Source organism: Synechococcus sp. A10-1-5-9, assembly GCF_047716785.1.
Lineage (GTDB): Bacteria > Cyanobacteriota > Cyanobacteriia > PCC-6307 > Cyanobiaceae > Synechococcus_C.
In genome coordinates, this window is record NZ_CP180406.1 from 1,366,012 (window position 1) to 1,381,501 (window position 15,490).

Genomic DNA, 15,490 nt, shown 5'->3' on the forward strand with positions numbered 1-15,490 from the left:
CGTTGTCGCTGACGAGGTCCATGGCCATTGCCATGACCACGGGTTACAGCGCGCAGACCGAAGGCGCTCTCCTCTGCATCGAAGCCGCCTCGGACTGGGCCCTGACTTGTGTGAATCAACTTCCTGTATCTGACAGCCATGTGCTGATCGATTACGGAGCAGCCGATGGAGGCACCGCCGTAGGGCTCTGGAACCAGATCCTCGATCGCCTGCACGCCAATCAGCCGCAGGCTCACCTCACGCTGATCGGCAACGACCTGCCAAGCAACGACAACGTGGCCCTGGCCGAAAACCTGGCTCTGCAGATTCCCAGGGAGCCCAAGCCCACCGTTCTGGTGAGTGCCCGAAGTTTTTACGAGCCCTCTGTCGGTCCCAACACCATCAGCTTCGGCTTTTCTGCGACAGCCATGCATTGGCTGAGCCAGTCGCCCGGACCGCTCGACACCCATACGCACGTGCTGGCCTCGGCCGACGCCGACGCTCTGCAGCGGTTTACAAGCCAGGCCCTCAAGGACTGGACCTACGTGCTCGAACTACGCAGCCGTGAGCTGATCGTGGGTGGTCGTCTGCTGACTGTGAACCTGTCACGGGACCATGAAGGCCGCTATCTCGGACACAACGGCGGGGAGACTCGCAATGTGCACGACCAGTTGCATCAGATCTGGCGTGGGTTGGCCGACGAGGGAGTGATCAATGAGGAGCAGTACCGCAGCGGCACGGTGCTCAACTTCTACAAGTCCCCTGACGAATTCATGGCGCCGCTGAAGGATGAATCCTCAGCGCCCTACCGCAACGGCCTGCGTCTGGTGGATGAGCGCACGGTGTATGTCAAATGCCCCTACCGCAGGCGCTGGAACGAGGATGGCGACACGGCCACCTTCGCGGCGGGCCTGATGGCCACGATCCGCAGCTGGAGTCGACACAGCTTCGCCAGTGCCGCTGGCGACAAAGCCGCGGACCTGGTCTATGAGCGCCTCCAGCAACGAATCGCCGATGCTCCGAGTGAATGGAGCCTTGATTACGTCGAACACCACCAGATGATGGAGAAAGTGGCCTGATGACAACCACAACCCACACCAAGCCGACCGTGTCGGTGCTCGCTGAGCATGTCTCCGATCACCTGTCGGTGTTTGTCGTCGCAGAGGACACCGACTCCGCGCGCCCCGCCAATGGCGGACTGCGCTTGCTCAACTATCCAAGCGACGCAGCGTGCATCGCCGACGGTGAACGTCTGGCAGGACTGATGACCCACAAGCATGACCTCTACGGAACAGGGTTCGCCGGGGGCAAGATCGTGGCGCGGGCCACGGAGCCGGCCGCTGTGAAAGACGAGTTGATCCAAGTCACCGCCAGCCTGCTCGAATCCCTCGATGGCGCCATGATCACCGGCTGTGATCTGAACACCAGCCTGGAAGACATGGAGCGTCTGACGGCGCTCACCCCCCATGTGCTGGCGGCTGTGGGAAGCCCGGTCGACGCCAGTGCGGCCACGGCCCACGGCACCTTGGGCGCCGTTGAAGCCGTGCTGGAGGCCGAGCTCAGCCAAGCAACCCCTGGCCGCGCTCTCGTGCATGGCTGCGGCGCCGTGGGAGGCACAGTGGCTCGCGTGCTGGTCCAACACGGCTGGACCGTGTTTACCGCCGATCTTGACCGAGCGCGGGCGAGTTTTCCCGGAGCCACACCCCTGCCCAGTGATTGCCCTTGGTGGGAGATCAAGGTGGATCTGCTGATCCCCTGCTCCATTTCCGGGTTGATCAACGCAGAGATGGCGTCCGCCCTCAAGGTGGCTGCAGTGGTACCAGCAGCCAATGCCCCCTTCCAGCACTCCCAGCTCGCGGACGAGCTGCGCCGTCGCGGCATTCGGGTGCTTCCCGACCCGCTGGTGAATGCCGGCGCGGTGATTGCTGATTCAATCGAACGTTTTTCACCGGACGCCTGGGAAGGAGCGGGTGCAAACGATGTCTATGCCTTCGTTCGCCAGGAAGTGCACCAACGCGCAACCAACTATCTCAATCAGCGTGATCAGGGCTTGTCGGTGGGGGCTGCCCTCGTGGAAGTGGCCGCAGAACGTGAACATGATCCGATCGGCCTGAGCTTCGGAGACGCGGAATGAGCCAGCCACCAATGCCTGTCAAGGCCGAGGTCGTAATCGTCGGTGGCGGCATGGCCGGCCTGAGCTGTGCAGCAGCTCTGGCACGGCGAGGAGTGCGTGATGTGGTGCTTCTGGAAGCGAAGACCCTGGCCCATGCACGGGCCAGCAGCTTCGGTGAAACCAGGATGTTCCGGGAGATGTATTCCGACCCGGTGCTCTGCCGTCTGGCCCAGGAAGCCAATCGACTCTGGCTGGAAGAAGAGCAGCACGCCGGAGAGCGCCTGAGGGAAACCCACGGGTTGCTGTTTTACGGCGAAAGCTGGGATGAAGAAACCATCGAGGGGTCCATCCCTGGCGCCCGACGGGTGATGGATGAACAGAACATTCCCTATGAGGCTCTGAGCGCGAAGGAGATCGCCGAACGCTTTCCGCTCAAACCCAGACCAGACTTCACCGGTCTGTTCGAACCCACCGCCGGGGCCGTGCGCAGCGACAAGGTGATCGCCCACTGGCGACGCACAGTGGAACAGGCGGGGCATCGTCTGCTGGAGGGAACTCCGGTCAAGGAGATTGATGCCGACGGCGGCGGCGTGACTCTGGCCGACGGTCATCACATCGCCGCCGATCAGGTGGTGGTGGCATGCGGCATCTGGAGTGATCTGTTGCTGGCTCCGCTCGGGCTTTCACCCAAGCTCGAGATCTGGCCAATGTTGTGGGCGCACTACACCGTTGATCCGTCCCTGGCGGATCGCTACCCGCAATGGTTCTGCTTCCAACGGGAACGCGGCGACGATGGTGGCCTGTACTACGGATTCCCTGTCCTCAGCCGCACCGCGGATGGACGTCCGCGGATCAAGGCCGGTATCGACTGGGCTCCAAAAGAGCTGCGGGTCGCCGAACCCAATGCCATGTGCAGCGAACCGCCGGCTCGACTGGTCGAACTACTCGACAGCTTCCTATTCAACGAACTCGACGGTGTACAGGAACGGGTGGAGACGGTGATGAGTCCTTACTCCATGGCGAGCGATGTGAACTTCGTTCTCGATCGCCTCTCGCCGAAGCTCAGCCTGTTCGCCGGAGGCTCCGGCCAAGCCTTCAAGTTCGCCCCTCTGGTTGGGGATTCCCTTGCCCGACTGGCCTGCGGAGAATCACCAGCCGTGGATCTCTCCTGCTGGAGTCACCAGCGCGAAGCCTTGCGCGCCTGAAGCACAACCCGCCAGTTCTTCGATTCAGCATTGTCCGTGAGCGATCCAACCAATCTCGACGACGGTTCAAGTACACCAAGGCCCTGGTGGCGTCGCCCACCCCTCTGGATCGGAGCAGGCCCACTGCTGGCCTTTCTGGTGCTGGCGGCCGTCAACCTGAAACTGGCCCAGGAGTTCACCAGCTCGGGCAGAGCAATCGTTAGCAACTCCCTGGGCAGCATTTGGCAATGGATGGTGCTGGTGCTGTTTGTGATCGCCGTGGTGATGGCGATCAGCCCAGTGGGACGCCTGCGCTTGGGAGGCGTTGATGCCAAACCAAGCCTGAAATTCTTCGACTGGTGCGCCGTGCTGATCTGCACGCTGCTGGCCGGTGGAGGTGTGTTCTGGTCAGCGGCCGAACCACTGTTCCACTTCCGCACGCCGGCGCCCTACTTCAGCAACGTTGAAGGCTCCACAGCCGCAGCTGTCGATCCCTCCTTGGCCGTCAGCTTCCTGCACTGGGGATTCCTGGCTTGGGCACTGGTAGCCACTACGGTCACGATCACACTTTCGATCCAGGAACAACGCGGTGAATCCCTGCGGCCGCGCACTCTTCTGGTGGGACTGCTTCCCCATCGGTGGGTTGAAGGCCCGCTTGGAGACCTCGCCGACGGACTCTCTGTGGTGGCTGCCATTGCCGGCACGGTTGGGCCCCTCGGTTTTCTTTCCCTGCAGCTGAGCAACGCCGCGGGCATGCTTCCGGGCCTCAGCGACAGTGCAGGCCTGCAATCGCTAGTGGTGATACTTCTTACCGCGGTGTTTGCCACCTCCACGGTGAGCGGAATTCAACGGGGCATCAAATGGCTGTCGGAAGTGAACGTTTGGCTCACGCTCGGCCTAGCCGCAGCTTTGCTTCTGTTGGGACCAGGTCTTTGGCTGATTCAGCACTTCGCCAGTTCCTTCACGCTGTACGTGAGAAACCTGGTGCCGATGGCCCTGGCTGCCAACCGTGGGCCCGACAACTGGGTTAATGGCTGGACGGTGTTCTACTGGGGCTGGTTTCTGGGCTACGCCCCTTTGATGGGGCTGTTCACCGCTGGCGTCAGCCGGGGAAGAAGCCTTCGTGAACTGGTGCTGGCGGTCGCGATCCTCTGCCCGATCGTGACCAATCTCTGGTTCACGCTGCTAGGGGGCACAGGCATGCAACTGGAGCTGAGCAATCCGGGAGCCATCACTGGACCACTGGCTGCCAGCGGCGAAGCTGGAGCTCTGCTCGCCATCCTTGGCCAGCTGCCACTCCCCTGGCTGCTGATTCCTGTGGGCCTGATCCTGGTAGTGCTGTTCATGGCCACCAGCGCCGACTCGATGAGCTATGCCGCCGCCATGGTGGTGAGTGCCCAACGCAAGCCACCTGCACTGCTGCGGCTGTTCTGGGCACTAATGATTGGCAGCCTCACCCTGGTGCTGCTGCGCATCGGTACCAGCCTGGGGGACAGCACTTCGATCAATGCCCTCCAGGCCTTCATTGTGATCTCCGCCGTTCCAGTCACTCCTCTCGTGCTGATCACTCTCTGGACAGCGCCACGGCTGGCATGGAGGGAATGGAAGCAGCGTCAGCAAGTTCAAATTTGACCTGAGCAAGGACGTCAGCAGCGTCTGTAGGGGAGAGCCCGATACCTCCAAATCCAGAGCCAGGTCTGTTGAACTGAAAAGAAAGTCAGATCCGAAAGAACTGGAGTGATACCGACGACGGGTCTCCACCCAGACCAGCCGGATGCGGGTTATGAGAGGCAGTAATCGAGGGTGAGCATCAGAGTCCTTGTGGGGAGTGGGGCCTCCCCAGGCCTGAAGCGGGGAGCGGCCGTTGCCGCCATCGCCAGCTCACGGGATGCGGGCTGGCTGCGCTGATCAATGCGCAACAGCTTCACCTGGGACAGCCCCAGGGCTGAAGCCGTACTCCCCGCCTGCGACTGACCACGATCCAAGGCCCGCTTGAGCAGGCGCTCCTCCAGCTCCGCCTGGCTCTGCGCTGAAGCCAGGGAAGTCATGCCCTGGAGGCGAACCCCTGGCAGGCGACCGGCCCGCTGAATCACCGTGTCGTAATTGCTGCGACTGACCGAGCCTCGGATGGTTGTGGACGCCCGGTAGCGATCAGACGACTGCGAACGATTGATGGGGAATGTGCTGGGTGCAGACACGTCCAGACCACCCAGCGCCAAAGGGGTGAGATCAGTGCGCACACGGGCGAGCCGACCATTGAGCTGCGCGAGGGCAGCAGCCGTGCTGGATGCTTCAGCCTCCAGACGCAGCGTGAAACGAAAACGGTCGGTGCGCGTGTCGCCTTGCTCCTGGACACTCAGCTGCAACACAGTGCCACTGCAACGAGGTCCACGCACCTCAGCCCAAGCAGCCGATGAAACCGAGGGATACAGCAGCATTGTCAATGGGAGGGCAAGCAGAGAGACCGTGGATCTCCAGGAACACATGGCGAAGAGCGAACACAAAGCCTTAGTGCTGTCTAATTCAATGGGAGCCATGAGCTAGTGACTGCAAGGTGACGGGTCACTGTTCAGTTATCTCAAAATCCATCTGAGCATCGGGAATCACAGCAGTTGCAATGAAAGCCATGGGAGTTCAACCGGTGAAGGATGCCGAGCAACATGGGAAACGACGACCGAAGGAATCGAGAGCATCAGGATTAAACAAGTACGCAACTATCACGAGGCAAGAAATCTCGACTATGCCCAAGCCAAACTCATTGCAGTAGAACTGATGCCATAAAAACCATGAAGAACGCATTGAACAAGGATTCATCAGCCAAATGCAAAACAAGCTGACATCGACCGTCAAAAAGTCATCAAAGATGGTCGAAAACCAACACAACCAACCAACCAACCAACCAACCAACCAACAGAATTATGAGAAAGATGAACTCAAAAAGCATCAAGAGCAAGCATCAATGATGCTCTCTCACGCGCATCAGAATGGAGCCAAGATCCTTGAAAAAATCAGCTTTTAAAAAGAAATCATCTGCACCAGCACGAAGAGACTGCTCTCGTAGCGTTGAATCGTAAAGCGCTGAAAAAATAAACGCTGGCTTCGCATACCCTTTATCACGCAAACTACTAATACATTCAATGCCAGTCATCTGCGGAAGAATTAAGTCTAAAAAAACGCAAGAAGGCTCATAGCGTTCAAAGTCTCGCAACAAATCAAAAGCATTGTCAAAAAAAACCGCGGTGACATTGAAATCGCTGAGCTGAGCTTTTAATAATGCTCGAATACTAGGATCATCATCAACGATGACGACCGAAAGGCCCTCGCAATCAATAGGCAAAATCGAAGACATCGTCAGCACCACATCACCGAAAGAACATTACGAGCACAATCAAAAATATTGAAAGGAAATTCACACCAAACCAACCGGTTCAATGGTCAGAACACGATGACTACGCGTGTGGCGCGGCAATTCACCAAACATACGCTTGTAATTGGCCGAAATCCTGCCACTATGCAAAAGGCCAACACTTTCGCAAGCTCGACCAACCTCTAAACCTTGAAGCAACAAACCTCGCAATTGCGTTAGACGTAATTCATGCAAAACCTGCAATGGAGTGCGGTTCATGACAGTTTTGAATGCAACTTGCAACGTACGAGAGGACACACAACAAACCTTGCACAAATCAGAAAGACAAATTTCTTTCGCAAGATTATCTTCCATATATGTCAACGCCATCTGAACATAGGAAGAATGAGAAGTCGTATCAGACTCAACTGGCTGAAGAACCTCGGAGCTAGAGCCAAGCAGAGCAGCAAGTAGAGAAATAATGGATGCCTCCAAAGGCTGAAGAACCCTTTCGGGGGAAATATCAACTGCTAACGAGAACTTAAAAAGATGCAGCGCACAGGCGAGTATTAGTTGCTCATGACCAGGGATTAATTCATTCAAAGACATCAAACTCACAAATGGACTGCCATGCATGGAAGCCTCTTTTAACAAGAATTCAACGCCGATACTAACTTGCAGAAGCCTTACATATTCAGCACTGGGAACTAACTTGGCCGACTCTCCCGGCAACATCACAAAAGCGAGGCGCTGAGGAGTCATGCAGATAGATCGCTCAGCAACCATACCCCGAAACTGACCAAATTCTGGAATGAAAAAACAGAAACTAGACTCTGGATTACGAAAATAAAACTTGTCAATTGCCTGCAATTCGAGACGAGTCACGCAAAGATCAGTACCCTCATAATGAAAACCCTCAATAAAAGGTGGCGTATCACACGATTCAGGAGCAATCGCTCGAGCATTATGGCTGGCATACCAGGAAGACAGACGAGAACAAACGTCTAGTTCCATAAAATTAAAGACCTAGGTTCATCCACGATTAATCATAGAGGCAACCTTAAAGGCCTTCAACAACCACACTATGAGCAAAAAATAAAGATCGAGCCACAACGCGGCTTCACAAAAACGACCAAATTATTACGCAAAACAGAATGCACCAACAAATATCCACCATTACAGAGCGGAAAATCAAACAACAATACGGATCTTAATCAATGCACATAGAAATAGGCATCAGCGATAACCAATAGTCGTTTAAATCACAATTGCGAAAACGTTCAGAACAAGAGATTTAAGCAAAACACACAAGCTATAGCCATCGATAAATGTACTGAAAACCACTGAGCGAAAGCAAAAATGACCGAGCCCCAGGGTTGTTGAACCCACCAAAGATCAGTGAATATACCTATTGAACGACACACCGGAAAAGACAATTGGCAAAATACTATGACGGATGCGCAAAGCAATGTGCCAATAAGGCACACAATACGCACACAAGGCTCTAATCATCCTTGTCAACTAAGTTGTAAGCAGATAGATAGCAGACTCTGATGCAATCAAAGGCAATAAAAGCAGACAAAAACGAAGCAAACTAGTCTTCTTGCAAACAAAGTCCCAATTAAGACACAAAAACGCGGATAGCCAACATGTCATACTACAAAGAAGATGTCAATTTAACAAACAAAAACGGACTCAGTCAGCAATACAGCACATTTAAAGCCTGGATATTTGGAAGAGACAGAGAAGAAAGAAGCCAAGTAATCAACGCCTTAAAACAGGAGCAATGGCCGCTTGTAACCATCCAATCACTCGATTACTTTGAGTCTTTGGCTAGTCAGCTATCACCGGACATTCTAATCCTGTGTAGTGACATAATGTCTACATTCGGGAATCAGCTTATTAGAGATCTCAGGAAAAAGGGGACAACGTTTCCAATACTATGCATTGGCAAGATACTACAAGCAGAAAACTGCATCATAGCACTGGAAGAAGGCGCCGATGATTATCTGCATTCACCCTTAAATAAAAGAGAGTTTGTATCAAGAGCCAGAAGAGCCGCGAAATTAACCAACAGGTCACACACGACTCCGGAAAAAACGGACAATAATGCAAAATATACAATTTGCAACCTACAATTTTACCCAGAAACAAAAAACTTGAAAAGCAAAAGTGGGCAGCACGTGTCGCTCACCAAGGGAGAAGTAAACCTACTTCTGCTACTTTGCGAGAACAAAGGAGTGACAATCAGCAGGCAAAGACTAGCATCATTAACGGAAACAGAAAGCAGCAATAGCAGGACTATTGATGTAAGAATTTCGAAATTAAAAAAGAAAATAACACTTCTGGATCCAAACGAGACTTATATCACGTCAAAACGACACGAAGGTTACCACTTCACAAGTGATGCCCGAGCCATACATGAAATCAAATGAGAGCACAAGAAAACAAGTGCAATCAAAAAAATTTAAAAACTCTCCTGGTTAAGACAGAACAACGAACAAGGTTGTCAGACTGGCCTACTCATCAAGCATGAGGATTAAAACAATGCTGGATATTACACACATAAAACAAATTACAGATCAGGCCACTGATTAAAGCAAGCAGAGACAATAAGACCTCGGAATTTAGCCCGATGCGTTGATATAAGTATCAATCACTCATCAATGCCCTTGAAGAATTCATTGAAATTTGAAAAGCAACGGCTCACAAACGTGACCTGCCCATTGGTGACGGAAGAAAAGTATTGAGAGGCATCTCAAGCAAAGCTAAATTGAAGCTCAAATCAACATAGGGGCAATGTCTCGTTCACTGCTATGTTGACGACCCATCGGGGACACGAATTCTAAAGAACAACGTCACAGCAAAAGATTTCTTGTGGCAGCAACAATGACCACCCCACTAGGATTGCAAGGCTTGATGGATGGACAACGACTAGCAAGAAAGTGACTTATGACCAGAGGTGGCAAGAGGCCTCAGCAAAAAAGGAATGAACGAAGACTCAAGAGCGACAAGACGGACGTCATCACGGAGAGTTTTGCACGCTACAAATGGATTAAGGATCTGAAGAAATTTGACTGAAAGCAGTATTAAGTGATGCGTTAACAGAGATTCGATGGCCATTCAGAACAATTCGATAAATCACCAATGGTTCAAAGAGATGAGAACAAGACTCAGACAAAAACAATACCTTTGCCATGCCTGAAGAATCAAACACGGATGAATGCAGATCGTCCACGCCTCAATACAGTGAAGGCAATGGCCGTCCAAATCACCATGTGAAAGTGGATGTCAGTCCATAAAAAAAGCCCCAGAACTTACTCTGGGGCTGAATTCAAAATGATAAGACTAGAACATCAGTCGATTACAACGGGCCAAAGAGATTCGGTTGAGAATATTTTTCCGTTGTACAGGAAAACAACCATCTTAATAATTGACATCATACCAGGACATTACTGTCAGCATTAGGGGAGAATTCATCAACGCCAGATGGAGTGAATAAACCTCCATTGATCAGATCAGCCGTATTAACACCCAATTGCTCCGTAAAAGCAGTGCTATCCCAAGTGAGTGGTTCTTGTACGAACAAGAATTCGACATCGGCGACATCGAAGTTTCCCTCAGGGAAGAGATCAGAGAAAGCGCGGTTACGTTCACCGCGTGAAATTAACATGTCTTGCTCAATGATCGCGAAATCATTGACATTCACAATGCCGTCAAAGTTTGCATCAGCTTGGGATGGATTAGTACCGGCATTGATTGCATTCTCAAGGAAGTCAAAATCCTTTTGATTGACACGACCATCCAGATTAAGGTCACCCTGGAAAGTCACAAGATGCCTGACATGTAGATTACTGAGATCTCGAGTATCCCAACTGTTGAAACTTTTCGTGCTGAGAGCATAGCCGGCACCATCATCACCTGCAGTGCTTAATATTTCACCAACAGCATTATCGTTGACCTTAAACGTTGCTGTTACATCAACAGATCCATCGACCGGAAGCGCCTTTAAGAAAGATTCACCATTAGCAAATACAGCAGAAACCTGCGCGATATCATTGCTGAAATTCTCGAGCGAAAGGTCTTTCGCTCTAATTCCAGCAACATTCGACCAAGAATTCGTTTGAGTAATGGTGGAGCCTGCTCGAACCAAGTTCGAGAATCCACCGTCTATAAGCTCGGTGCCCAGATCAAAATGACCATCGACTTCAAGCGTCATGTCAGCTAATTGAACATGTTGATTAATGCCATTTCTTTGATAAACGACTTTATCAATGCCTTGGAATGACTTAACACCTGAGCTGCGCCATTCAACATTCAAGGCCTGTCCATCAAAATCAATCGAGTATTTTCCAATTTCACCACCAAGCTTTAAAACTGCGGTGTTGTCTCGGTTATCACGGCTAAAATCAAAATCATTGGAATTGGAGACTTTCAAAAACTGAGAATCATCAGCCCCCGTCAACAAGACACTATGTTTTTCACCAGGTTGAAACTCAACTTTTAGCCCAGACTTCGGTGTGTTAAATACGAATGAATTTTCTCCCATTTGCTTGTATGCAGCGTAATCCAAAACGATATGCTCAATGCCAAAGAACTGATCACGAGTTTCAAGAGCATCTCTAGTGGCCACACCCTCTGCGCCCCATGAATTCAGCGATGAAAGATCAACAGCGACACTTTGAACACCATTTTGGAGTCCAACTTCAGCAACTAAAGTGTCGTACCCAGGTCCACCGAAGACATATGTGGAATCAGTACCGTCAGTATAAATAATGTCATCGCCACCGTCGGCGAAGATTAAATCAGTTGGTAACCTTAGATCTTCTCCAGGCGGTACTTCCACTTCTGCAACGGGCGGTTCCTCTACTGGGACGTCGATATAGCCGTTACGCTCCATCCATGCGGTTAATTCCTCAGCGTCTACTTGATTAGACAGAAGACCTTCAATGTCATGGTGCTTACCGGCGTAAATCGTATCGTTACCAGTGGGACCGACATAAGGCATCACCACCATCGTTGGTCTTGGACCGCGTTTACCAGGATCATCAGGATTAATAACCTTACGCGTACCTTCGATATAGTCGCGGAAAGCTGTGATTTGTTCTGAGGTGAAAGCCTCACCAGTTAAAGGATTGATTCCGCCAACGAGAACGCCATATCCAATTTCAGTCTTGAGAGGCAGAAGGGTCTTAACAATTTCGCCTCTTGGATTACGCTTTTCCCAAGCACGAGCTAGCAGCTCAGCATTGAAAGTAGCAGCCGCACCATCGCCAAAGAGAATGTCTCCGAACTCATCACCACCAACAAGTCCCCCTGAACCATCACCAACGACGGTGTCGTCACCACCACCACCGGCAACTTCATCCGGGCCATCTCCACCAAAGAGAATGTCATTGCCCTCCACGTTAAGAGCATTTGCAGCCCCAGAATCACCAAACACAACGTCGAATAGATCACCTGCAAGCACTACATCATGGCCTAAGCCAGCGTCATGGAAACCAGAACCACTGAGGCGAAGTAGGAGGTCATCATGATTCTCACCAAACAGAACATCCTCGGTATGTCCATAAAGAGTGTCATTATCATTACCACCAAAAACATGATCCAAATTAAGATCATCTCCTCCACTCAGTTGATCTGAACCGGCTTGGCCGTAGACCCAATCGTCACCACCAAGGGCATTGATAATGTCATCACCAGCACCACCACGGATGTCATCAGATGCTTCGCGCGTTTCAAATCCTTTCTTCGCTGCTCCACTACTGCCCTCAATAACATTGTCTAGTGCATTACCTGCGATGATTCGATTAAATGCATTGCCATCCCAATCAAGCTCATTTAATGCCGCGAAATCCTTTGTGCCATCAGCGAGAGTGTCGATCTTTGCAACACGGAAGGTATCTTGGTGCACAAATTGAGCTCCATCACCAAGTGCCGTTTGAATCATTGCTGTCCAGGTCTGGAAACCCAGTTGCCTCAATGTCTCTGAGCCCGGGATACTGATTTTATAATATTCTTCATCTCTATCTTGAGCTCGATCAAAAGAATCAATCAGCAAGAATGTAAATGTATTCCCCATCAGGCTGTGCATCAGCCCTTCACCAGTGGGGGTTTTCACTTGCTTCTCAGCAAGTCCACCCACGTAAAGGGAAACATTATCTAAACCAATACTATTATCCAGGGCAGCATCAGGACCTCCATACAGGGCCATGAAATCGAAAACAAGATCAGGATCACGGAGATTCTTAGAAAAATGGTCCCAATCCTCATAAGGCTTCATTCGCCGAAGAAACTCATTGCGCTCCGAACCAGGCGCAAAAATACCAGCAGAAACATCAGAAGCACCTGACTGGAGTTCGTTACCAATCCCAGTCTCTAAGAACAACTCAGTGACCGACCGACGAAATTCCTGGAGAGTCGGTAATCCCATTTCAATGGCCCGCTCAACATTAAAGGCCAGCAGATCATTGGGCTGTCCAACAAGCATATTACGAACTGCATTGACAACCAAAGTATCGACAGCCTGGGAACGCTCATGAACATTGGCCGCAATAATACCCTCTGCCCCACCAAGCTCACCGTAAATTGCTGGATTAATAAATGCGTCAATCAGAGGCTTTTCTACCAGCTCAGAGACACGAATCAATTCATCCAATTCTTCAATCTTGGCTCCATTCAGTTCAGAATAAATTTGTGAATGTCCATAACGGAATGCAGCGCCAGCAAACTCAGTCGAAATATTAGGATTGACCTCAGGATGAACACCGTTAAATCCGTGCTCACTGAGAATGATTGATTGTGGCATCAATCGGTTAGTGTTAGGCATCAGGTCATCGTCCTGAGCCTTTGAAATACCAAAAGGAATTCCACCTGTTGCATGCACTAGATACTGATCAGCGATCATGCGCTGGTACCCAGCATTATTAACAGTGCGCGCCATTGCAAAGACCGCTTGAGCGGCATCAAGCGTCAGTGTCTGACCATCTGAATTGACATGTTCAATATCCCAACCCTTCGCCAAAGCGACAATATGCTCTAAACCAGGAGCCTCACTGCTTACCTGTTCAAGCGAATCAAAGTCTGCAGCAACTTGAGCCAGTTGGTCTTCAATACGATCTACAAGGTGATTATGGTTGCGCAAGAAAACTTCTGTGATGGCCATGAGTTGTGAATTCTCATTGGTCCGTGCATCACCAGAGATTTTGTGGCCGAGAGCTGAGAGAGCACTGTAATTGGCAAGGGGGCTTGCATCGCCAATCAGCATCGAAAAGACTTGCTCAAAATCAGTTCCATTACTCGAACCTGCTGTTAATTGAGCAAAAAATTCAGAACGCTGTGCTCGAAGATTCCCTAACTCCTCCATCACTGAAAACGTTTTATCCTTGCCTGCAATATTGAGAGTAATGACATCAACCCGCGGATCCCCAGTAACTTTATTCCCCAATTCCTGACCACGAACTTGGCGATCCCACTCACGAACCACTTGATCCGAAAAATAAAGAGAGCGGCTATCAAGCAAACCATCAATGAGTCGCTTCAACTCTGCCTGTGATGCATAGCCCAGGCGTTGGGCTGAATTAATGATAACATCGTAAAAACTAGGGAGGGAAGCAATATCACCTGTGTACTCTCTAAAAAAGCGAAGATCACTCGTCGCTGACCAGTATGAATTAAGGAGTCTTGCAGTGAAATTACCATCGGCATCTTTTTCACGCAGATAGCTATTTATTTCAATATTCGCGCCATAGGATTGATCTTGATCAAAGAAAGGCGTCTTAACATTTTGGAATTCACCTTCACCAGGTGCATCAGTTCCTTCAATAGGTTCGGCTGCATTCAGCAGTTGGAGCTTCGTGACAGGCTGGCCATTAAAGTCAAATGATTTATTTCGCAAAGGATCCTGCTTTGGCAGGAAAATTGTCATTGTGTCTGCATCTTCACCTGATTGCTTTGGAATCAAATCCAGACCGTGGTCAATGTATTGACCAGTGCCCATAAAAAGATTATTAAAGCCGGCCTCTTCCGGCATGAACCACTCACCCTGGTCAGAAATCGTATTACTAACTTGACGAGAGTTAGGGAATGGTCTTCCATCAGAACCCAAACTCTGAATATATCCTTCAACGGCTGTAGGAGAATTGTCCTCTCCAAGCTGAGCAACGGCTTTGTCAACCGTTCCTTGAGAACGACTACCCCTTCCGGGGTAATTATTAACAGGAGAGATTCTTTCAAACGGTGATCCGCCATCCTCTGTCGCGACGATACGGACATCGTCCATCATGAACTTGTCGAGCAGCATCGAGAGATCTGCATTGCCGAGAGCGAAGTCTTGCTTCAGCTCTGTCGTGCGATTAATCTCAACTCCACTGATGTCGGTGCCAAACTCTGCTTTAAATTCTTCTTCAATAAATTTCTTTGAATTGTTTTGAAAGTCTTTAGACTGCTTGTTTTGAGCCACTAGTTTTACCTCAATGAGAAAAGGTTTGCATTATTTGTAAGCCCAAGAGTGGCACCTACAGTTCAACGATATGAATCCCAGTGCGCCACACCGACATCGAAAAGAAAAAGACTGCACAACGACTACTTCTCTGCGCCTGAAAACCAAAGCTTGTAAACGTGTTTACATTTCAAGTAAACGCATATCATCTGCTTTCTCAGAGCATTGACGCATCAGTATCCATCTCTTCTAGCTCACCATCGTTGGCGCAACGCGACACCCGTCTGTCAACGAACCTCGGAGAGGTCAACGCAACCAGGCCTAGCTCAATCGCAACAAACCTCACGAGCAGAACAGCTCGTGAGGCGATAGCACCAGGAAGAGTTCGCAGTACTCAGCTGAACAGGGACTATGACCTGTTCAATCGA

Annotated in this window: 9 protein-coding genes; 5 read left to right on the forward strand and 4 right to left on the reverse strand. The window is 50.8% G+C overall.

All coding sequences use genetic code 11. The features are described 5' to 3' along the window. Positions 1-20 precede the first annotated feature (20 nt). The 4 genes from ACLM45_RS07780 to ACLM45_RS07795 are packed head-to-tail and all read left to right on the forward strand — an operon-like array spanning position 21 to position 4,908. The gene (locus tag ACLM45_RS07780; protein ID WP_415411387.1) at positions 21-1,058 is read left to right on the forward strand and encodes an SAM-dependent methyltransferase; all 1,038 of its coding nucleotides are present in this window, start codon (positions 21-23) and stop codon (positions 1,056-1,058) included. Further along, on the forward strand, positions 1,058-2,113 hold the full coding sequence (locus ACLM45_RS07785) for a Glu/Leu/Phe/Val dehydrogenase dimerization domain-containing protein (RefSeq protein WP_415408668.1): 1,056 nt from the start codon (positions 1,058-1,060) through the stop codon (positions 2,111-2,113). Before ACLM45_RS07780 ends, ACLM45_RS07785 begins: the two co-directional genes overlap by 1 nt. Further along, positions 2,110-3,297 (forward strand): FAD-dependent oxidoreductase, encoded by a 1,188-nt coding sequence (locus ACLM45_RS07790; RefSeq protein WP_415408669.1) that lies wholly within the window; start codon positions 2,110-2,112, stop codon positions 3,295-3,297. The genes ACLM45_RS07785 and ACLM45_RS07790 overlap by 4 nt, the downstream gene beginning before the upstream one ends. 36 nt (positions 3,298-3,333) lie before the next feature. After that, positions 3,334-4,908 (forward strand): BCCT family transporter, encoded by a 1,575-nt coding sequence (locus tag ACLM45_RS07795; RefSeq protein ID WP_415408670.1) that lies wholly within the window; start codon positions 3,334-3,336, stop codon positions 4,906-4,908. A 149-nt stretch (positions 4,909-5,057) separates the two neighbouring features. Here ACLM45_RS07795 and ACLM45_RS07800 read toward each other — a convergent pair whose 3' ends face one another. From ACLM45_RS07800 to ACLM45_RS07810, 3 genes are all read right to left on the reverse strand, one after another. Then, positions 5,058-5,762, reverse strand: a complete 705-nt coding sequence (locus tag ACLM45_RS07800; protein ID WP_415408671.1) for an SIMPL domain-containing protein — start codon at positions 5,760-5,762, stop codon at positions 5,058-5,060. Positions 5,763-6,232: 470 nt separating this feature from the next. After that, positions 6,233-6,625 (reverse strand): response regulator, encoded by a 393-nt coding sequence (locus ACLM45_RS07805; protein ID WP_415408672.1) that lies wholly within the window; start codon positions 6,623-6,625, stop codon positions 6,233-6,235. A 60-nt stretch (positions 6,626-6,685) separates the two neighbouring features. Then, entirely contained in the window at positions 6,686-7,507 is an 822-nt protein-coding gene (locus ACLM45_RS07810; RefSeq protein WP_415408673.1) for a helix-turn-helix domain-containing protein, read from the reverse strand. Between the two features lie 764 nt (positions 7,508-8,271). Between ACLM45_RS07810 and ACLM45_RS07815 the strand changes: the two genes are divergently transcribed. Next, positions 8,272-9,057, forward strand: coding sequence for a response regulator transcription factor (locus tag ACLM45_RS07815; RefSeq protein WP_415408674.1), 786 nt, complete (start codon positions 8,272-8,274; stop codon positions 9,055-9,057). 1,004 nt (positions 9,058-10,061) lie between these two features. Here ACLM45_RS07815 and ACLM45_RS07820 read toward each other — a convergent pair. Next, entirely contained in the window at positions 10,062-15,083 is a 5,022-nt protein-coding gene (locus ACLM45_RS07820) for a peroxidase family protein (protein ID WP_415408675.1), read from the reverse strand. Between the last annotated feature and the right edge of the window lie 407 nt (positions 15,084-15,490).

Coding starts and splice junctions, on each gene's coding strand:
- ACLM45_RS07785 (WP_415408668.1), top strand. CDS start 1,058: ATGACAACCACAACCCACACCAAGCCGACCGTGTCGGTGCTCGCTGAG.
- ACLM45_RS07780 (WP_415411387.1), top strand. CDS start 21: ATGGCCATTGCCATGACCACGGGTTACAGCGCGCAGACCGAAGGCGCT.
- ACLM45_RS07800 (WP_415408671.1), bottom strand. CDS start 5,762: ATGTGTTCCTGGAGATCCACGGTCTCTCTGCTTGCCCTCCCATTGACA.
- ACLM45_RS07790 (WP_415408669.1), top strand. CDS start 2,110: ATGAGCCAGCCACCAATGCCTGTCAAGGCCGAGGTCGTAATCGTCGGT.
- ACLM45_RS07805 (WP_415408672.1), bottom strand. CDS start 6,625: ATGTCTTCGATTTTGCCTATTGATTGCGAGGGCCTTTCGGTCGTCATC.
- ACLM45_RS07815 (WP_415408674.1), top strand. CDS start 8,272: ATGTCATACTACAAAGAAGATGTCAATTTAACAAACAAAAACGGACTC.